The organism is Halomarinibacterium sedimenti (assembly GCF_019312585.1).
GTDB lineage: Bacteria > Bacteroidota > Bacteroidia > Flavobacteriales > Flavobacteriaceae > Halomarinibacterium > Halomarinibacterium sedimenti.
In genome coordinates, this window is sequence record NZ_JAHWDP010000001.1 from 224,339 (window position 1) to 244,869 (window position 20,531).

At 36.7% G+C, this 20,531-nt stretch carries 20 protein-coding genes and 1 tRNA gene; 4 read left to right on the forward strand and 17 right to left on the reverse strand.

The features are described 5' to 3' along the window. Positions 1-9: 9 nt before the first annotated feature. A complete protein-coding gene (locus KXJ69_RS01120; protein ID WP_219050498.1) occupies positions 10-540 on the reverse strand; it encodes a DUF8685 domain-containing protein in 531 nt (176 codons plus the stop codon). A gap of 131 nt (positions 541-671) precedes the next feature. Between KXJ69_RS01120 and KXJ69_RS01125 the strand changes: the two genes are divergently transcribed. Further along, positions 672-1,121, forward strand: coding sequence for a GatB/YqeY domain-containing protein (locus KXJ69_RS01125; protein ID WP_219050499.1), 450 nt, complete (start codon positions 672-674; stop codon positions 1,119-1,121). 128 nt (positions 1,122-1,249) lie between these two features. Next, positions 1,250-1,323: transfer RNA gene (locus KXJ69_RS01130), tRNA-Arg, on the forward strand. 412 nt (positions 1,324-1,735) lie between these two features. On the opposite strand, the gene ftsZ is transcribed toward KXJ69_RS01130, so the two are convergent. The 13 genes from ftsZ to mraZ are packed head-to-tail and all read right to left on the reverse strand — an operon-like array spanning position 1,736 to position 17,199. Next, the gene (gene ftsZ, locus KXJ69_RS01135) at positions 1,736-3,763 is read right to left on the reverse strand and encodes a cell division protein FtsZ (protein WP_219050500.1); all 2,028 of its coding nucleotides are present in this window, start codon (positions 3,761-3,763) and stop codon (positions 1,736-1,738) included. A gap of 55 nt (positions 3,764-3,818) precedes the next feature. Next, complete coding sequence (gene ftsA / locus KXJ69_RS01140; protein ID WP_219050501.1) at positions 3,819-5,153, reverse strand: cell division protein FtsA; 1,335 nt, start codon at positions 5,151-5,153, stop codon at positions 3,819-3,821. Between the two features lie 3 nt (positions 5,154-5,156). Then, a complete protein-coding gene (locus tag KXJ69_RS01145) occupies positions 5,157-5,873 on the reverse strand; it encodes a cell division protein FtsQ/DivIB (protein WP_219050502.1) in 717 nt (238 codons plus the stop codon). Next, a complete protein-coding gene (gene murC / locus KXJ69_RS01150) occupies positions 5,870-7,216 on the reverse strand; it encodes a UDP-N-acetylmuramate--L-alanine ligase (RefSeq protein WP_219050503.1) in 1,347 nt (448 codons plus the stop codon). The genes KXJ69_RS01145 and murC overlap by 4 nt, the downstream gene beginning before the upstream one ends. A gap of 2 nt (positions 7,217-7,218) precedes the next feature. Further along, positions 7,219-8,310, reverse strand: a complete 1,092-nt coding sequence (gene murG / locus KXJ69_RS01155; RefSeq protein ID WP_219050504.1) for an undecaprenyldiphospho-muramoylpentapeptide beta-N-acetylglucosaminyltransferase — start codon at positions 8,308-8,310, stop codon at positions 7,219-7,221. Further along, on the reverse strand, positions 8,297-9,487 hold the full coding sequence (locus KXJ69_RS01160) for an FtsW/RodA/SpoVE family cell cycle protein (protein ID WP_219050505.1): 1,191 nt from the start codon (positions 9,485-9,487) through the stop codon (positions 8,297-8,299). The genes murG and KXJ69_RS01160 overlap by 14 nt, the downstream gene beginning before the upstream one ends. A gap of 6 nt (positions 9,488-9,493) precedes the next feature. Continuing rightward, positions 9,494-10,828, reverse strand: coding sequence for a UDP-N-acetylmuramoyl-L-alanine--D-glutamate ligase (gene murD / locus KXJ69_RS01165; RefSeq protein ID WP_219050506.1), 1,335 nt, complete (start codon positions 10,826-10,828; stop codon positions 9,494-9,496). 2 nt (positions 10,829-10,830) lie between these two features. Further along, complete coding sequence (mraY, locus tag KXJ69_RS01170; RefSeq protein ID WP_219050507.1) at positions 10,831-12,063, reverse strand: phospho-N-acetylmuramoyl-pentapeptide-transferase; 1,233 nt, start codon at positions 12,061-12,063, stop codon at positions 10,831-10,833. Position 12,064: 1 nt separating this feature from the next. Continuing rightward, on the reverse strand, positions 12,065-13,528 hold the full coding sequence (locus KXJ69_RS01175; protein ID WP_219050508.1) for a UDP-N-acetylmuramoyl-L-alanyl-D-glutamate--2,6-diaminopimelate ligase: 1,464 nt from the start codon (positions 13,526-13,528) through the stop codon (positions 12,065-12,067). Further along, the gene (locus KXJ69_RS01180) at positions 13,525-15,525 is read right to left on the reverse strand and encodes a PASTA domain-containing penicillin-binding protein (protein ID WP_219050509.1); all 2,001 of its coding nucleotides are present in this window, start codon (positions 15,523-15,525) and stop codon (positions 13,525-13,527) included. The genes KXJ69_RS01175 and KXJ69_RS01180 overlap by 4 nt, the downstream gene beginning before the upstream one ends. Positions 15,526-15,528: 3 nt before the next feature. Continuing rightward, on the reverse strand, positions 15,529-15,846 hold the full coding sequence (locus KXJ69_RS01185; RefSeq protein WP_219050510.1) for an FtsL-like putative cell division protein: 318 nt from the start codon (positions 15,844-15,846) through the stop codon (positions 15,529-15,531). Further along, positions 15,846-16,742 (reverse strand): 16S rRNA (cytosine(1402)-N(4))-methyltransferase RsmH, encoded by an 897-nt coding sequence (gene rsmH, locus KXJ69_RS01190; RefSeq protein ID WP_219051776.1) that lies wholly within the window; start codon positions 16,740-16,742, stop codon positions 15,846-15,848. Before rsmH ends, KXJ69_RS01185 begins: the two co-directional genes overlap by 1 nt. After that, positions 16,729-17,199, reverse strand: a complete 471-nt coding sequence (mraZ, locus tag KXJ69_RS01195; protein ID WP_219050511.1) for a division/cell wall cluster transcriptional repressor MraZ — start codon at positions 17,197-17,199, stop codon at positions 16,729-16,731. Before mraZ ends, rsmH begins: the two co-directional genes overlap by 14 nt. A 244-nt stretch (positions 17,200-17,443) precedes the next feature. Between mraZ and KXJ69_RS01200 the strand changes: the two genes are divergently transcribed. Then, positions 17,444-18,208 carry an alpha/beta fold hydrolase gene (locus KXJ69_RS01200; RefSeq protein WP_219050512.1) on the forward strand — a complete coding sequence of 255 codons (765 nt, stop codon included), beginning with the start codon at positions 17,444-17,446 and terminating at the stop codon, positions 18,206-18,208. Positions 18,209-18,218: 10 nt separating this feature from the next. After that, positions 18,219-18,824, forward strand: a complete 606-nt coding sequence (yihA, locus tag KXJ69_RS01205) for a ribosome biogenesis GTP-binding protein YihA/YsxC (protein ID WP_219050513.1) — start codon at positions 18,219-18,221, stop codon at positions 18,822-18,824. Here yihA and KXJ69_RS01210 read toward each other — a convergent pair. Genes KXJ69_RS01210 through gldB form a run of 3 tightly spaced genes read right to left on the reverse strand, consistent with a single transcriptional unit; the run spans position 18,799 to position 20,457 of the window. Further along, positions 18,799-19,164, reverse strand: coding sequence for a GTPase (locus KXJ69_RS01210; RefSeq protein WP_219050514.1), 366 nt, complete (start codon positions 19,162-19,164; stop codon positions 18,799-18,801). The genes yihA and KXJ69_RS01210 overlap by 26 nt on opposite strands. 1 nt (position 19,165) lies before the next feature. Then, the gene (gldC, locus tag KXJ69_RS01215; RefSeq protein WP_219050515.1) at positions 19,166-19,501 is read right to left on the reverse strand and encodes a gliding motility protein GldC; all 336 of its coding nucleotides are present in this window, start codon (positions 19,499-19,501) and stop codon (positions 19,166-19,168) included. Beyond that, the gene (gene gldB, locus KXJ69_RS01220; protein WP_219050516.1) at positions 19,498-20,457 is read right to left on the reverse strand and encodes a gliding motility lipoprotein GldB; all 960 of its coding nucleotides are present in this window, start codon (positions 20,455-20,457) and stop codon (positions 19,498-19,500) included. The genes gldC and gldB overlap by 4 nt, the downstream gene beginning before the upstream one ends. Positions 20,458-20,531 lie beyond the last annotated feature (74 nt).

Genomic DNA, 20,531 nt, shown 5'->3' on the forward strand with positions numbered 1-20,531 from the left:
AGCGCTTTATTACTTGCTACTTTCTCCCTTAAATTGCTGTGAATTGTTCTTAAATAGCACGTTAAACGTTGTTAAACTTCCGTAGCAACGTGTAATATACTGCTGCAAATCTACTTTTTCTTGATCGTCAAGGTTATTGCTAGAGTTTATCTTTTGTTCCATCACTCGCAAGCGATCACGGAGCATCACTATTTTGTGAAAAAAAGTTTCTATTGGAATCTCTTTATTCACCAAACTAGTATCCTTGGGTTGAAGAATCATGGTGCCTCCTTTATACTTATCGGCAATGGGAACTATTTCACTTACATCGCTCCACTTTTTTAAAATACTTCGTAATGTTTTCTCCACTTCGTAGAAACTCACAGTATCCAAATCGTCCTCGGAAGCTTCAATAACTTCAAAATCATCATCCAAGGGGATGGTTTCCAATCCGTTTTCAATAAAAGTCACCCAATACATATTAGAATCTACGTTGGTGACAACCCCTTTTCCGTGTTCGGGGTGGTTAATTCGGGAACCTACAGCAAGTATTTTAGTCATTTTGAAAGTGTATTATTTTTGAAGCATAAAAATAGAAAGTTTATTTGTTCTTCAAAAAGATTTGAATGCTGTATTCCTTTATTTTTTGAAATTGAATTTCCCTATCTTTGCCAACTGAAATACTATTTCTTATGAGTTTACAAACACAAATTATGGAGGCCTTAAAAACGGCCATGAAAGAGAAAAATACTGTGGCTTTAGAATCGCTAAGAGCGGTAAAGTCTGCCCTTTTATTGGCCCAGACCGAAAGTGGTGCCAAAGCAGATTTAACTGAATCCGAAGAAATAAAATTATTACAGAAGTTAGTAAAGCAACGTAAGGATAGCGCTGCCATCTTTACAAAGCAAGGTAGAAACGATCTAGCTGAGCCAGAAATAGCTCAGGCTGCGGTCATTGAACAATTTTTACCAAAGCAATTAAGCGAAGCAGAAGTTGAAAAAGTAGTGATGGATATTATTGCAAAAACGGGTGCAGGTTCTATGGCTGATATGGGAAAAGTGATGGGAATGGCCAGTGGTCAATTGGCAGGAAAAGCCGATGGAAAAACGATTTCTACAATAGTAAAATCTAAGTTAAGTTAATCTTTATATAAAGGCCGCGTAGTTCAACTGTCCCTTTGGGATTTAGTTGAACTCCTAAGCCAAAAGTAAAGGCCGCGTAGTTCAACTGTCCCTTTGGGATTTAGTTGAACTCCTAAGCCAAAAGTAAAGGCCGCGTAGTTCAACTGAATAGAATATCAGATTTCGGCTCTGAGGGTTGGGGGTTTGAATCCCTCCGCGGTCACTACAAGCAAGAAACCACACTGTAAAAGTGTGGTTTTGTGTTTTCAAGAGTGTCAAAAGACATTGGCTTTTGTAAACGAATGAAAATATAAAACAAGTATCGCATTTATGTGATGCGTAGTTTCTTATTTGCAACATTGAGCGCTACGGGAAATTTAATCCTCCGCGGTCACGAATAATTAGTTCAATAAGAAAAAACGCCAAGCTTGCTTGAGCGTTTTTTTGTTTAAAGAATTTTCAAAGCGGAGCTTTAGGGATCACCGAGCGAGGCGAGGTAATCCTAAAGGTATAAATAGACTATTTCTCAAGAAGAAATTTAATAGCAGAACTTGTTGGGAAATACATCCCTCCTCAGTCACAAAATAAAAAAAGCCGCTCCAATGGAACGGCTTTTTAATATTTTTCATTTAAAATTAATCCACATTATCGTGTAAAAACGAATTGTTAGAGCGTAAGTCTAGCTCATCATCGTCTGTATTTACTGTCGTACGAGAAAGATTAGTATCGTTACTATCAGTTTCGTCCAATTCAATCCCCATTCGCTTGTATGCAGGTTGTTTTTCAATTTCATCAATTTTAGAATTGCTATTTCTAAACTTATAATTGAATTCCTTCATCTTTCGTTTACGTTCCTCGGTGCGATCGCTTAATAACTTTGAAATGGGTGAATTAAGTGGATCTGCGGGTTCATCGTTGTCTTTTTCCTTTACAGGTTTTTCAACAGTTTTTGTTTCAAATTTCAACTCCTCTTCGGTTACCTCCTCCTTCTTGGCAGCAGGTTTTGCCTGATTAAGTTTGGCTTCCATTTCTTCATAGTCATCAAGGCTATAGCGCTTTACTCCTTTATCTGAATGTTCAGTCACAGGAATCACTTCCACCGCTTTCACTTCAATATCCTCAATATTCTTAACCAATAATTCTGGCTCCTCTTCTTCCTCTTGTTGCTTTTCAAAAGAAGCCACTTTTTTATTTTCTTCTTTTGGCGAATGAATAGGAAGATCGAACATTAAAATTTGTTCGTCCATGGTTCCTATTTCATTTTCTTCGGAAAGATCTTCCTCAACAACTTCTTCAGCTTTATTCATTTTGCTTTCCACAATCACAAAATCGTTTACATCAATTTCATTTATTTGTAGTTGCTGAAACTCTGCTAAAAAATGAATATCCACCCGTTCGTAATCTACCTGAAGATTCTTAATAAGCTCCGTAGTTTCAATATATCCTTCAAACGGCAGCTCATTCACTTTTGGCTTTTCAGCCACCTCTTCAAACTCTTCTTCAAAAAGCACATGTTTTACCACAGGAGCTTCTTCTTTAACCTTAGCTTTTGGCTCTTCATAGGAAAAATTGATGGGTGTAGCAGTAGGGCTTGCACTTAAGTTCTGCTCTGCCTTTTGATCTTCTTCCAGCGTGTGAATGATTTTTTTACTCTCGGTATTTACAATTTCGTGTTGCTGCTCGGCATTAAATCCTGTAGCAATTACGGTAATGGATATGGCTTTTTCCAACTCTTCATCTTCACCCACTCCCATAATGATATTGGCGCTGTGACCCGCTTCATTTTGAATGTGATCACTAATTTCTCCAATTTCATCTATCGTGATTTCTTCAGAACCAGACACAATAAGCAAGAGTACATTTTTAGCTCCACTAATTTTATTATCGTTAAGCAATGGTGAATCTAACGCTTTTGTAATGGCTTCATGAGCTCTTTGAGAACCCACAGCCGTAGCACTACCCATAATGGCGGTGCCACTATTAGCTAAAACTGTTTTGGCATCTCTAAGGTCAATGTTTTGTGTATAGTGATGTGTAATTACTTCGGCAATACCTCGCGCAGCCGTAGCTAATACTTCATCTGCTTTAGAAAACCCTGCTTTAAAACCTAAATTCCCATATACCTCACGTAATTTGTTGTTATTAATAACAACCAAAGAATCTACATTTTGTCTTAAATTTTCTACCCCTATTTGTGCTTGATCATTTCTAATCTTTCCTTCAAACTGAAAAGGAATGGTAACGATTCCCACCGTTAAAATATCCAAATCTTTTGCCATTTTTGCAATAATAGGCGCTGCACCTGTTCCAGTACCTCCTCCCATACCAGCAGTTATAAAAATCATTTTGGTATTGGTAGAAAGCATATCCTGAATTTCTTGCATGCTCTCCACGGCAGATTGCTCTCCAATTTTAGGATTGGCTCCCGCTCCAAGACCTTCGGTAAGGGAAACTCCTAACTGAATTTTAACTGGAACTGGACTGTTTTCCAATGCCTGTGCATCGGTATTACAAATTACAAAGTCTACGCCTTTAATCCCTTGGCTAAACATATGGTTAATGGCATTACTACCACCACCACCAACGCCTATGACCTTTATGACGTTCGACTGATTTTTGGGCAGGTCGAATGAAATATTATCAAATTCTGTGTTGCTGCTCATAATTGTCTTCTTTTTGTGAGGTTGTTATTATATATTATTCTAATTAGGTCTGAGATTATTCGGCGTTATCCAAAAATTCTTTAAATTTTTCGGCCCACTTATCAAAAAATCGCTTTCCTCCTTTATTTGTTGTTACTTTTTCTTCATGCTCGCTATCTACACTTTCTAATTTCTCTTCCACTTCAGGAAGTTCATCATTCAATGCCATTTTAGCCCCTTGGTTTTTACTTTTTCCAGTTAAGCTATTTAACACCAATCCTACGGCAGTAGCATACATAGGGCTCGTAGTTTCACTATCGCTATCTCCAGCCAAGTGTTCATTAGGATATCCTATTCGCGTATCCATTCCTGTGATATATTCGACTAATTGCTTTAAATGCTTTAATTGAGCTCCACCCCCAGTTAAAACAATTCCGGCTATAAGCTTCTTTTTTTGCTCCTCGTGGCCGTAATTTTTTATTTCCAGATATACCTGCTCGATAATTTCAACCACTCTTGCATGAATAATCTTTGAAAGATTTTTTAGTGTAATTTCCTTTGGTTCTCTGCCACGTAATCCAGGAATTGATACAATTTCATTGTCTTTATTTTCTCCTGGCCAGGCGGAACCAAATTTTATTTTTAATAATTCGGCCTGCTTTTCAATAATGGAACAACCTTCTTTTATGTCTTCGGTAATCACATTTCCACCAAACGGAATAACCGCAGTATGTCTAATAATTCCATCCTTAAAAATGGCCAAATCGGTAGTTCCACCCCCAATATCTATTAAAGCCACACCAGCTTCCTTTTCTTCTTGACTCAATACAGCATTTGCCGAAGCCAGCGGTTCAAGTGTTATTCCAGCCAATTCGAGACCAGCACTTTTTACACATCTACCAATATTTCGGATAGAAGAAACTTGCCCAACCACAACGTGGAAATTAGCTTCCAACCTCCCGCCATACATTCCAATAGGTTCTTTAATTTCAGCCTGTCCGTCTACTTTAAAATCTTGTGGTAATACATGTATTATTTCCTCACCGGGTAACATGACTAACTTATGAACTTGATTACAGAGCCTATCTATATCTTCATCGTTAATTACTTCATCGCTATTAGAACGAGTTATATAATCGCTATGCTGAAGGCTTCTGATGTGTTGACCGGCAATACCAACCACTACTTCAGAAATTTTCATCCCTGAAGAAGTTTCAGCATCTTGTACCGCTTGTTGAATGGACTGAATGGTTTGGGTAATATTATTAACGACTCCTCTATGCACACCAAGGCTTTTGGATTTACCAATACCCATAATCTCCATCTTTCCGTAATCATTTTTACGCCCAATCATAGCCACAATTTTTGTGGTTCCTATGTCCAATCCAACCGCAATGTTATTATTTTCCATGTTCTATTTTTTTGTAGCCACTACTTGACTTCCAAACTGTAAATCCACTAAATTATAGGCAGATAGCCTTTTGTCTTTTTTTGCTTTTTGATAGAAAGCTTTAAAATTTTGAATCTTTTTATCAATATGCTTTAGGTCTCCAAACTGTATTTTAAATCCCTCTTTTCTTAAAATAAGCTCAACCGTCCCGTTTCTATTTTTATGAAGCCCAGACACAATCTGTTTCATAAAAGCGTCATTTTTTAATTTTAGGAGCAATGGTGTAAGCTCTGTAAAATCTGTTTTTGAACTGCCCGTTATTAATGGAACTCTTGCTGAGTACACAGAGGAAAGAGGCATTTTCTTTCCATCTTCATCAATATAAAAGTGGTTTGACCCCACCACTCTGGCAATAGGATTTCGTTGTTCTATTTTGGCTCCCAAACCACCATCAATTGTTATAAACACTTGGGCATCACGCACCATAGGGTTATTTAACAATCTCTCTTCCATCTCTTTCAAAACTAAAGTTTCTTTAGGGATACTCGTAACACTGTCGCTATTTTGTATTAACAATTTATTAACCGCCGTTAAGGTGATAAAAGGGTTGTTTTCGTCGGTAAACTTTACATCAATATGTGAAATTTTACGCGTGTTGTTTCGTTGTCTAGCAAATCCAAACATGACCCCTGCAAGTACGATTACAAATAACAATTTTATGATTCCCCAGGCACCCTTCATTTCTTTAAATATTGAGTTACTTTTTCTACTTCTGCACCTATGTCACCCGCTCCCACCATCAACTTCACCTTACAATGGGAGGATTTTAGCTTATCACTTAATGACTCTTTAATAATTAACGCCTTTTTTGGGTTCGAAATTTTATTTAAAAGCCATTCCGAATGAATCCCAACTATGGGTACTTCACGCGCTGGATATATTTCTAAAAGGAAGACTTCATCAAAATGTGATAGGCTTTTGGCGAATCCATCACCAAAATCCCGAGTGCGGCTAAACAAATGTGGTTGAAAAACAATCACTTTTTTATCGTTAGGATACATTTCTGAAACCGCTTGAAAAAGGGCATCAATCTCGGTGGGATGATGTGCATAATCATCTATTAATACCAAATTTTCGGTTTTAATTTTATACGAAAATCTACGTTGTACTCCTCTAAAAGATAATAAAGCTTTGGGCAGGCCGGGAGTTGGGGTTCCCGCAGAAATGGCCATACCCAAAGCTGTTACCGCATTATGCAGGTTATGATGACCAGGGATAATAAATTGCAAGTTTTTAATTGTTTCATTCGGTGTTTTTAGATCAAAAACATACGTTCCATTTTCAATTCGAACACGCTGTGCTTCAAAGTCGGCATCTTCTTCTATGGCCACGGTTTGACCATTTAATGGAAGTCCCTTTTTATGTAATAAATGGTCTTTGTTTTTAATTAATTTTGAAAATTCTTTGAAGGAATCTTCAATGGTGGAAGCATCTCCGTAAATATCCAAATGATCTGCATCCATCGAGGTAACACAAGCAATACTGGGTTGCAACTGAAGGAAGGAACGGTCAAATTCATCTGCTTCTACCACTGTGATTTCAGTTCCTTTGCTAATAAAATTAGAGTTGTAATTTTCGGCAATACCACCCAAAAATGCAGTCACAGGCATATTACATTCGGCCATTAAATGGCCTAAAATTGCTGAAGTTGTTGTCTTCCCATGAGTTCCTGCCACTGCTAAACACAAGGTATTTTTGGTTACTTCACCCAATAGTTTTGCTCGTTTAACAACCTCAAATCCTTCAATAGTAAAATGATTCAAAATAGCACTATCCTTTGGAATGGCTGGTGTATACACAATAAGTGAATTTTCTATCGTTAAACCTTTTGGAATTTCAGAAACAGCATCTTTAAACGTGATTTTCATTCCTTCTTTAAGTAGCTCATCCGTTAAATGGGTAGCAGTTTTATCATATCCAAATACATTTTTGCCCAATAATTTTACATATCGCGCCAAAGCACTCATTCCAATACCGCCAATGCCAACAAAAAAAACGTTCGATATGTTTTCTAAAGGTTTCAATTTTACTTTTTCAATAGTTTTTCAATTTCTTCAACAATAGCTTTTGTAGCATTAGGTTTTGCTAACTTTTTAATGTTCTCTGAAAGCTTCAATTGCAATTCTTTAGATTGAATGAGGTCTGAAAATTTAGTTTCAAAATCCGCATCCAAATCGGCTTCTTTAATAAGCATAGCAGCTTGTTGCTTTACAATGGAAAGTGCATTTTTGGTTTGATGGTCTTCTGCCACATTTGGTGATGGTATAAAAATTACTGGCTTTCCTACCAGGCATAATTCTGAAACAGATAACGCTCCGGCTCGAGAAATAATGATATCTGAAGCTGCATACGCCAAATCCATAGTATTTAAAAATGCATGTACTTGAACATTCTTGGAAGCTCTGTTTTTATAGGTTTCGTAATAATATTTACCACATTGCCAGATAACCTGCAACCGGTTCTCTTCAAAAAAAGGAAGCTCTTTTTCAATAAGTTGGTTTATTCTCCTAGCACCCAAGCTTCCACCTAACACCAAGAGGGTTTTCTTAGTTTTATCAAGTTTAAAATATGTTTGTCCTTCTTCTCTTTTTGAATGTATTTCTAATAAATCTTGTCTCACAGGATTGCCCGTTACTACGAGTTTTTCCTTCGGAAAAAATTGCTCCATTCCCTCATAGGCCACACAAATGGTTTTTACTTTTTTACTTAACCATTTATTGGTAATACCTGCGTGACTATTTTGCTCCTGAATCAATGAAGGAACTTTTCTTCGGGAAGCAACCCGAAGCAAGGGTGCACTTGCATATCCCCCAGTTCCAATGGCAACATTTGGTTTAAAGTCTTTGATGATTCTCTTTGCCCGAATAAGACTCGAAGCTAACTTTAAAGGAAACATCAAGTTGCTCACTTTCAAGTTACGCTGCAATCCTGAAATCCAAAGCCCTTCAATTTTATATCCTGCTTGTGGTACTTTCTCCATTTCCATACGGTCTTTAGCACCCACAAAAAGAAATTCGGCATTGGGATAGCGAACTTTTAATTCGTTAGCAATGGCTACAGCTGGGTAAATATGACCCCCAGTTCCTCCTCCTGATATGATAAATTTATAAGGCTTCACTTAAAATATCTAATGGATTTTCTTCTTCTTGTACTCTTATTTGAACTTCTCTTTTTGCACTTACACTTAAAATCATTCCCAATGCTAAACAGGTCATCCAAATGGACGTTCCTCCACTACTAATCAGTGGCAAGGTTTGCCCGGTTACAGGAAATAATTCCACCGCAACGCCCATATTGATAAGTGCTTGAAAAATGATGGGCAAGCCCACTCCTGCAACCAATAATTTTCCGAATAGCGATGTGCTTTTATAAATCACAATGATTAATCTGAAAAGCAACAACAAATACAAAAACAGTAATGTTAAGCCACCTGCAATGCCAAATTCTTCTACGATGACCGCATAAATAAAATCTGATGAGGACTGTGGTAAAAAATTCTTCTGTACACTTTTACCAGGTCCTAATCCTACCACACCCCCTGAAGCAATGGCAATTTTGGCTTTTTCTATTTGATAATCTGCTTCAGTATCTTCTTTATCTGCAAAGTTTTCAACTCTACTAATCCAAGTATCCACACGGTTAGGGAAAACGCCCGGAAATGCTTTCGCTGTTAAAACAAACAATGTTAAAAATAACAGACCAGCCCCAAGGATAATTCCGAGGTATCTAAGAGGATAGCCTCCTATAAAAACTAAGACAACCACCATAGCAAATAAAATTGCCGTGGTAGAGAAATTTGCCGGAAGAATAAGGGCTAAAACAATAAACACTGGCAACCAAAGAGGCACTAAAGTTTCCTTAAAGCTAACTTCTTTGTCTTTAATTCTGGATAAATATCGTGCTACATAGGTCATTAACACAACTGCTGCCAAAGCCGAAGTTTGAAACGTAACCCCAACAAAAGGAATCCGAATCCATCTACTTGCATTAGCTCCTTCTATTGTATTTCCTTGCGCTAATGTGATTAACAATAGGATAATAACGATGGGTAATGCAATAATTGAAAGCCCTCTAAAATAATGATACGGGATTTTATGCACGCCATATAAAATGGCAAATCCTAAAAGCAAATGGGCAAAATGTTTTAATAAAAACTGAATCGTATTTCCATTCCCATATAAATAAGCCAAATTACTACTGGCACTGTATACAGGTAAAAAAGAAAACAATGCTAAAAGGGCAACTACTGCCCATATAGCTTTATCTCCTTGTAAATATTGAAACACACTTTTCATTTTTAATTATAAATTTCTTACTGCTTCTTTAAATTGCCTTCCTCGGTCTTCATAATTTTCGAATAAATCGAAACTCGCACATGCTGGAGATAGTAAAACCGTATCCCCTTTTTCTGAAAGTCTATAGGCTACTTGTACTGCGTCACGCATACTTTCAGTCTCTACCATGATGTCGACCACATTTCCAAAGGCTTTTATTATTTTATCATTATCTACTCCCAAACAAATAATTGCTTTCACCTTTTCATTAACCAAGGGAAGTAATTCTTCATATTCATTGCCTTTATCTACTCCTCCCACAATCCAAACGGTAGGTGATTCCATGCTGTCTAAGGCATAAAACGTAGCATTTACATTGGTTGCTTTGGAGTCGTTGATGTACACCACATTGTTTATTTTAAGCACTTTCTCTAATCGATGCTCTACTCCCTGAAAACTCTCCAAGGATTGTCGAATTGTATCTTTACGTATTCGAAGTAGCGTAGCTACCGTAGAGGCTGCCATGGCATTTTTTAAATTATGATTTCCAGTTAATTGTAGATTTGTGATTGGCATGGTATGTGAGTTTATTTTTGTTTTTATAATGATATTTTTGTTTTCTATATATGCGCCCTCTTCAAGTTTTTTATCTATTGAAAAAGGCAATAATTGTGATTGAATTGGATATTCTGAAAGCCATTTTGTGATCACTTCATCATCTGCATCGTAAATAAAATAGTCTTCCTTTGTTTGATTCATGGCTATCCGAAATTTTGAAGCGATATACTTATTGAAATCATAGTCGTATCGATCTAAATGATCCGGTGTAATATTGGTTAAGACTGATATATGTGGTCTAAATGTTTCAATACCGTCCAACTGAAAACTACTCAATTCCAATACATAATTCTCGTATGTATCTTCAGCAACAAGTTGGGCAAAACTTTTCCCGATGTTTCCTCCCAAAGCCACATTCAACTCATCTTTCAGCAATGCATAAGTCAAACTAGCGGTAGTGGTTTTCCCATTACTCCCAGTTATTCCTATGATAGTGGCTTCAGTATATTCTGAAGCAAATTCGATTTCAGAAATTACCTTCAAGTTTGCCTCTTTCAGCTTTACTATCAAAGGTGCTTTTTCAGGAATTCCCGGACTTTTCATGACGACATCGGCCGATAGTATTTTAGCTTCGGTATGACCTTCGTCTTCCCATTCAATCTCATGATGTAAAAGAACTTTTTTATATATTTCTTTTATTTTTCCGAAGTCTGAAACAAAGACTTCAAACCCTTTTTTCTTTCCTAAAATAGCCGTTCCCACACCACTTTCTCCTCCGCCCAATATGACCAGTCTTTTCGCCATCTTTATCTAATTTTTAACGTCACAATGGTGATCACAGCGAGCACAATACCAACAATCCAAAACCGCGTAACAATCTTACTTTCGTGATATCCCTTTACTTGATAATGGTGGTGTAAGGGTGACATTCTGAAAATCCTACGCCCTTCTCCATATTTCTTCTTGGTGTATTTAAACCAACTCACTTGCATGACAACCGATAGGTTTTCCATTAAGAAAATTCCACAGAGAATAGGAATAAGCCATTCTTTTCTAATGGCAATCGCTATTACTGCAATGATTCCACCAATGGTTAAGCTTCCAGTATCTCCCATAAAAACTTGAGCTGGATAGGCATTGTACCATAAAAACCCAATAAGTGCCCCTACAAATGCCATAATAAAAATGGTTAACTCACCCGTATTGGGGATGTACATAATGTTGAGATAATCTGAAAAAATTACGTTCCCCGAAACCCATGCAAAAATGGCAAGGGTCACTCCTATGATTGCCGAAGTACCTGCAGCCAAACCGTCTATTCCATCGGTTAAGTTTGCTCCATTGGAAACGGCTGTAATAATGAAAATGACAATCGGGATAAAAACCAGCCAAGCGTAATCTTTGTATTCATCTCCTGCCCAAGTGACTAGTTTTTCATAATTGATTTCGTTGTCTTTAACAAAGGGAAGCGTTGTTAAAAGAGTTTTCTCCTCTGCATAAAAATCTTTATCTGCCTTTTGAGTAATTTCGGTTTGATTTGGGTTTTTATCTATTTTCTCTCTTCGCACGGTAATATCGTCATGAAAATACATGGTCGCCCCAATGATAATCCCTAAGCCTACTTGTCCAAAAACTTTAAATTTTCCTGGAAGTCCTGCTTTATCTTTTTTGAATTTTTTAATGTAGTCGTCAATAAACCCAATAGTTCCCATCCAAATAGTGGTAACCAATAACATGATGACATAAATATTCTCCAACTTTGCAAAAAGAAGTACTGGAATGATAGTGGCTAAAATGATAATGATACCTCCCATGGTTGGAGTTCCTGCCTTTTCATTTTGCCCCTCTAACCCCAAGTTTCTAATGGTTTCTCCTACTTGTTTTTTCTGAAGAAACGCTATGATTTTCTTACCATAGATGGTAGCGATAAACAGTGAAAGCATCACTGCTAAAGCCGCTCTAAATGTGATGAACTGAAAGAGTCCAGCACCTGGCAAGTCATAGGTTTTATCGATAAAATCAAACAAGTAATACAGCATCTTATTTATGTAAATCGGTTAGCATTTGGTTTACTATTTTAAAATCGTCAAAATCGAATCGTTCTCCTTTAATTTCTTGATAGGTTTCATGGCCTTTTCCAGCTATCAAAACAATATCTCCTTCATTGGCCATTTGACATGCCGTTTTAATGGCTTGCTTTCTATCTGTTATGGAAAGTGTTTTTTTATAATGCGCCGGGGAAACTCCTTTTTCAATGGCGTCAATGATGAGCTCGGGGTCTTCATTTCTTGGGTTATCGCTCGTAAAAATCACTTTTGTACTTAGTGTGGCAGCAATGTTTCCCATTTTAGGTCTTTTTTCAGCATCGCGATTTCCACCACATCCTACCACCGTAATTAATTCTTCATTTCCAGTTCTAATGGAATTAATGGTTTCCAATACATTTTTCAAGGCATCGGGTGTGTGCGCATAATCTACTATGGCTGTTATATTTTTTGAAGAAACAGCATATTGAAATCTCCCATCCACACTTTCCAAGGTACTTATCAACTGAAGTGCTTCCATAGTTTCCAATCCTAATAAATCGGAAGCGCCATAGATGGCTAATAAATTGTAGGCATTAAAATTACCAATGAGTTTTACCCACAATTCATGAGTGTTTATTTTGAGTAACAAACCTGTAAACTGATTTTCTAAAATCTGGGCCTTATAGTCTGCCATACTCTTCAAAGCATAGGTATATTTCTTAGCCACTGTGTTTTGAAGCATTACTGGACCATTTTTATCATCCACATTTGTTAATGCGAAAGCCGATTTTGGTAAAGCATCAAAAAAGGATTTTTTTACATCGCGGTATTCTTTAAAGTCTTTATGATAGTCTAAATGATCGTGCGAAAGATTGGTAAAAATACCTCCTTCAAAATGCAACGCCTTGGTGCGCTTTTGATGAATCCCGTGAGAACTCACCTCCATAAAACAATACTCTACCCCAGCATCGACCATTTCTCGTAAATACTTATTGATGGTAAGAGAGTCTGGTGTGGTATGCGTTGCAGGATAGGTTGTATCTCCCACTTTGATTTTTACTGTAGAAAGTAAGCCTGTTTCAAATCCTGCTTTTTTAAAAAGCTGATAAAGCAAGGTTGAAATGGTAGTTTTTCCGTTGGTTCCTGTAACTCCTACGAGCTTTAAATTTTCAGAAGGATTTTCATAAAAGTTCGCTGCCATAAAAGCAAGTGCTTGCTGAGAGTCCTTAACTTGAACATACGTGATGCCGTTAATGATCATTTCTGGTAAGATTTCACAAACAATAGCAATAGCTCCTTTTTCTGAAGCCATTTTAATAAAGTCGTGCCCGTCTGAAAGTGTTCCTTTAATCGCTACAAATACATCGTTAAGTTCCACTTTACGAGAATCGAATTCAATATTCGTGATGGCCACAGAGGTATTCCCCACAACTTTTTCGAGGGTTACTTTATACAATATGTCTTTTAACAAAATCACGATAGATTCAATATTATTTTTTTGCCTTTTTGAATTTTTTCACCCGACGGAATGGATTGTTCTTTAACCGTTCCATTGCCTTGAGTCACCACTTTTAACCCTAAATTTTCCAAAATGGATATCGCATCCATCCCCGTCATTCCAACCACATTTGGCACTTTTGAACCTCCTTTTTGTACTTTGGCATAATAGGTTTCAAAATCTTTTGAAACCAAAGGCGCTTTTGGGTTTTCTTCGTTTACTTCATCTATTAAAGGACTATCGGTAAATATTTTTTGTGCTATTCTTTTAAAAACAGGCCCTGTTACATCGGCTCCATAAAATCCCTTTTTGGTGCTAGGTTTATGAATAACGACTATGCAAGAATATTTTGGATTATCTGCTGGGAAATATCCAGAGAAAGAAGAAATATACTTTCGATCTTTATCCCAATTTGGAAGCCAGTATTCGGTTCTAGCGGTTCCTGTTTTCCCGGCCATAGAGAAATTTTCAGAATACAAGCTTTTCCCCGTTCCTCTCTTTACAATATTTTTGAGAATATCTCGAATTTCATCGAGCGTTTTATCTGAGCATATTTTAGGGTTAATAATTTCGGTATCAAAGACTTCCACTCCCTTATTCATCGTTCTTATTTCTTTGATAAATCGAGGCTTCACCATAACCCCATTATTTGCAATTGCATTGTAAAAAGTAAGGGTTTGAAGCGGTGTCATTTTTAAGTTATACCCATAAGCCATGGACGGCAATGCATTTTTACTCCATTTACTATGACCTGGCTCTGGAATCATAGGTTTCCCTTCTCCAGAAATAGGAATTCCAACCTTTTTGTTTAAATACCATTTTTTAAAATGGTCAATAAGCTTATTAGGGTTTTTAGCATAATGGTCATCTATAATGGATGCCAAGCCAATATTGGAAGATACTTCCAGTGCCTTTGCGGCAGAAATTTTTCCGTATCCACCACGCTTAGAATCGGTGATATTTCTACCGTAAAATCGTTTACTACCTTGTTTGGTATCGACTACCGTTGAAGTATCAATTGCCTTATCTTCCAAAGCTGCCATAAATGCCATCACTTTAAAAGTTGAACCTGGCTCATGGCTCTCACCCACAGCATAATTCAATTTTTCGTAATACGTCCCAACATCCGTTTTACCCAGATTTGAAATCGCTTTTATTTCGCCTGTTGTAACCTCCATGACAATAACACTTCCATGCTCCGCTTCGTAAAATTCCATTTGCTTTAACAAGGCATGATGTGCGATGTCTTGAATATTCACGTTGATTGTTGTTACAATATCATAACCATCCTGAGGTTCAATCTCATTTTCATCCGAAACTGGCTTCCATTGTCCCTGTGCTATTTTTTGTTTAAGACGTCTCCCATTTTTCCCTCTTAAAAATTCATCGAAAGCCCCTTCAAAACCTACTTCATACACTCCCTTTTCTTGATTTTTTTCATTTCCTACCAAGCGTTCACCAACTTTCCCCATAGGATGTTCTCGAACCGTGTTTTGCTCCACAATAATACCTCCGCGATAAGGTCCTTTATTAAACAATGGCATCCTTTTTACTCTTACGTAATCTGAATATCCCAATCCACGTGCAATTAGCAAGTATCTATTTTTATCGGCTCGAGCCTTTCTGAAAAGATTTTGATAATAGGCAGGAGATTTCCCAAAGAGCTTACTTAACTCTTTGGAAAGAGGAACAAGGTTTTTATCAAAGTCTTCTTTTGAAACCGTAACTGCATCGAAACGGATATCGTACTTTGGAACCGAAGTAGCTAATAAACTCCCATCATCTGCATACACATTTCCTCTATTGGCTTCAATGGTAAAGTTTTTTGTAGTGTTGTGTTCTGCAAGCTCACGGTATTTATCCCCTTCAATAAATTGAATACTCACCAACTTAAATACAATGAGAAGTCCGAAGATGAACATACCTCCGGCGATAAAGTAGAATCGGTTTAATATGTTCTTGTCCTCTACTGGCACGCGCTATTCACTTTTTTTAATGATGACTTTTTGCGGTGGGATTTCAGAAGGAAAAAGATCCCTACTTTCCATCGCTTTTATAATTTTACTTTCCATTTTAGTCTGCATTAATTGCATCCTAACATCTACATATTCACTTTTTAACTCCTTTACTTGATTACTCAATCGGGCTATTTGGTGTACTTTTTTATCGGCTTGGTGCGAGCTAGCAATCATCATTAATGCCAATGCCGAAAGAAAAATGATAAACCTCCAATTTTTAAAAGCATCGTCGCTTACTAAAAATTTTCCTTTGATGATATTGTAGAAGTTCTTTTTCATTATACTTTTTCAGCAATTCTTAATTTGGCACTTCGAGCTCTGCTATTTTTACGTATTTCTTCTTCAGATGGAATGATAAATTTCCCTACTAGCTTAAAGGGAACTTCTACCCTACCAAAAACATCTTTTTCTGGTTCTCCTTCAAAAAGCCCATTTCGCATAAATCGCTTTACAAGCCTATCCTCAAGAGAATGATAGGATATTAAACTAAGCCTACCTCCCGTTTTTAGAACTTCGGGAGTTTGTAAAAGAAATTCTTTTAAAACTTCCAATTCTTGGTTTACTTCAATTCGAATAGCCTGAAACACTTGCGCTAAAATTTTATTCTCTTTATGCTTTGGTAAAAATCTCCCCAACACTACTTTTAGTTGTTCACTGGATTTAATCGCCTCTTTGGCTCTTCCTTCTACAATTAATCGCGCCATTCCTGCCGCCGCTTTCAATTCACCATATTCCCGCAATACATTCCGAAGCATTTTTTCATCATAATCATTTACTACTTGATACGCTGAAAGCGGACTATCCTGATTCATCCGCATATCTAAATCTGCTTCAAACCTTGTAGAAAATCCACGCTCAGGAACATCAAACTGATGCGAGGAAACACCAAAGTCTCCTAAAATTCCATCAACCTTGGTATGTCCATAAAATCGTAAATACCGTTTTAAGAATCTAAAATTCTGATTGATGAGCGTAAAGCGTGGATCATCGATATCATTTTTAAGAGCGTCTTTATCTTGATCGAAAGCAAGTAGTTTTCCGTCTTCTCCAAGTCTTTCCAAAATCTCTTTAGAATGCCCCCCGCCGCCAAAAGTTACATCCACATAGACACCATTTGGCTGGATGTTGAGACCCTCTACAGTCTCTTTCAGTAAAACCGGATTATGATATTCCATTATCATCATTGGCACCTCCCATGACTTCTTCGGCTAGATCCGCAAAGTCATTGGCAGCATCATCTATTGCTTTTTCATATTTATTTTTATCCCAAATCTCCACAATACTTATTGCCGAAGACACCACAATTTCCTTATGGATACCCGCAAAATCCATTAAATCTCGCGGAATGTTTAGTCTTCCTGCTGTATCCATTTCTACGGTTCTAACCCCAGCAGTGAAACGACGAATAAAGTCATTGTTTTTTCTATTGAATCGATTTAACCCACTCACTTTCTGCATCAATTGTTGCCACTCTTCCATAGGGTACAACTCCAAACATGGCTGAAACACAGCTCGTTTAATTACAAATCCTGAAGGAGCGACAGTAGCCAATTGCTTTTTTAAATCGGCTGGCACCATAACCCTTCCTTTGGAGTCGGCTTTGCAGTGGTATGTCCCAATTAGATTGAGCATGAGTGTAAACTTGAGATTGATTTAGTAAAACCAAATATAAATGAATTTTACCACTTTTTACCACTTTTTACCACTTTGTTGATAAGTTTTACCACCCACACTATGAAATTAGCATGGTGGTTTTCTATTTATTCTGATTTACAGAGGATTAAAGACGTGCATATACAGAAGTTTTCAACAATAAAAACAAGCACATCATTTCGTTAAAATTTGTTTACTTTTGTTTTAAGTTTTAAAGCACTTTATGGCACATCGGCTTAAAAAAGAAGGTAAATACTCTTACTTAGAAATTGGCGAAGGAACTCCTATTGTAATTATGCATGGGCTTATGGGTGGTTTGAGTAATTTTGATGGAGTAGTTGATTTTTTTCCGAAAAAAGGATACAAAGTAGTTATCCCCGAGTTACCCATTTACTCCATGCCAATTCTTAAAACCAATGTAAAAAACATTGCTAAATACGTTTCGGGTTTTATCGATTTTAAAGGATATAAAGAGGTTATTCTTTTAGGGAATTCATTAGGAGGTCATATTGGTTTAATGGTCACAAAATTGTATCCAGAAAAAGTTAAAGCCCTTGTAATTACAGGGAGTTCTGGCTTATACGAAAGTGCCATGGGAGAGACCTACCCAAAAAGAGGCGACTACGATTACATAAAGCAAAAGGCAGAAAATGTTTTTTACGACCCTTCTATTGCCACCAAAGAAATTGTAGATGAAGTTTACGCTAGTGTAAACGATAGAAACAAACTTATTAGAACACTCTCTATTGCCAAAAGTGCAATTCGACACAATATGGCAAAGGATTTACCTCATATGCACAATCCAACTTGTATTATTTGGGGGAAAAATGATAATGTAACTCCTCCAGAAGTAGCCGATGAATTTCACGAATTACTTCCCGACTCCGATTTATATTGGATAGACAAATGTGGTCATGCGGCAATGATGGAGCATCCAGACACATTCAACGATTTACTCTTCGCTTGGTTACAAAAGCGAGGATTTTAACAATCTACCCATGAAAATCACCTCGGCAGAATTTGTCATGAGCAACAGTGATGTTGCAAAATGTCCTAAAAATAAATTGCCAGAATACGCTTTTATAGGTCGATCCAACGTTGGAAAATCTTCCCTTATCAATATGCTTATGCAACGAAAAAGCTTGGCAAAAACAAGTGGAAGACCTGGAAAAACTCAGTTAATTAATCACTTTTTAATTAATAAAAATTGGTACTTGGTAGATTTACCTGGTTATGGTTACGCGCGTGTTTCAAAATCCAGTAAAAAAACCTTTCAGAAATTTATTACCAATTATTTCGAAAAACGTCAACAACTTGTGTTAGGCTTCGTTTTAATTGATTGCAGACACGAACCACAACCTATCGATTTGGAGTTTATGGAATGGATGGGGCAAAGTCAGATTCCCTTTAGTATTATTTTTACAAAAGCCGATAAACTAAAACCAAACGCCCTAACTAGAAATTTAGAAGTTTACACCCAAAAGATGCTAGAAACCTGGGAAGAAATGCCACTATATTTCGTTACTTCTGCAAGTAATGGCGATGGGCGTGACGAATTGTTAGGGTACATTAATCAGATTAATTCCGATTTAACCGCTTCGTAATTAATTCAATTAAAGATTCTGGGGTTTTGAGTTCTTTTAACTCTACCGAAGAAATAAAAACCTCTAAAACTTCATTTCTTGTTACTAATATTACTGGAAAATCAAACTTTTGAAGCCACTTCGATTTATATTGCTTTTGAAACTCATCACGATGGAGAAAAATCATTTCAGTTTTTGAGTTTTCCCTAAAATCCTTCCAAATCTTTTTTTCTGAAAAAGCACCAAACGTAATGGCGCAAAGACTACAAGAGTAATTCTTTGGACTTATAATTTTATGTGCAGTATCCCAAAGTGCTTGTACTTTTCCTGAGGTTGCATGGTAAACAAAAATAAGCTTCAAATTAGTCTTTTTTCAATTCTAATTTTTCAGCAAAATAATCGCAAAAGTCAAGCATAGTAGCGGTCATTTTTTCATCATTAGTGGCGCGTTTAAAAGTGTCTGCCATTGCTGTGAGGGTTTGATGAAAAAATACCTTCATTTCGTCCAGCGGCATATCCTTTGTCCATAAATCAATACGTAAAGCTTCTTGATTTTTATGATCCCAAACCGAAAGTAACATCGCCTTTGTTTCCATATTATCTACGCCACCGTCTGGTGCTGCCCAATGCAATTTTTCTGGAATGCGATTTTCGTCCATTCCTACTGTTAATTTAATTTCTGATGTAATTTTACTCATTTCTTTGGTTTGTATTTTGAATCATTAAAAATCTCTTCAGCACGTTTATTCATTAATTGTAATACTGAAACTGCATTTTCTTCCATATACGATTGTACAATTTTCCATCCTATATATTTTCCTATCATCCCTGGCGATTCGTTATCAATTTCCAAGTTAAATTTTGAAAAGGGCGCAGGTGTAATAAAGCGTTGAAGCAATTTTACATCGGTACTGTATAATAGTTCATTTTCAATAAAATAACGCCATACTTCTACTTCATTTTCAACAGCCCAATTCATCTCATCCTCGGTGTATCCCATTTTTTCGGCATCGGGAACATTAGGCAACCATAAGTCCTTTAAATAGAGTTCCTTTCCATAATATATTATTTGCTCCAAAAACGATCGTTGTGTGGGCACTGAAATATACTTCTTAGCATAGGCAGATGCCACATCCGGCATTATCTGCGAAGGTTTCATGGTTTTTGAAATATATTTTGAAATTCCTTCATAAAAAAAGTGATCCTCCCCTAAATAGGTGTCAAGTTCTATAATCAAAAATTGGTCGTTGGCAATAACTTTGGTTCTATAATCCACATCTGAGGTAGTGGTAAAAACTTCTGGTGTTGAAAAATCTGGGAAATAGTATTTAATATGCTGAAACAGCGCTATTAAATCATCTTCAAGTTTTTCTTCGGAAGGGAATACTTTTACGACCTCATTATTTAGTTGCTTTTGAAGCGTGTCTTGCATTTTCTCAACCCAAATACTATCGTGATATTGCTCTGGAAAGAACAAAGGATACTGACTTTTAAGGTTTTCTAAATCTGATGGGCTTGACTGGGCAAAAACTTTATCAAAACGAACTAACTCAAGATTTACAGGGATTTTTTCAATTTCCTCCTCTGTTTTAGACTTCGATTGGCAACCTAAAAGCAAAAGAAGTGCGAAAAAAAATGAAACGAGGTACTTCATAAAATTTAAATTCTTCATTAATAACGGTATTCCTTTTTTTAAATTTTGTTTTCTCTATTTTTGTGATGCAAAGG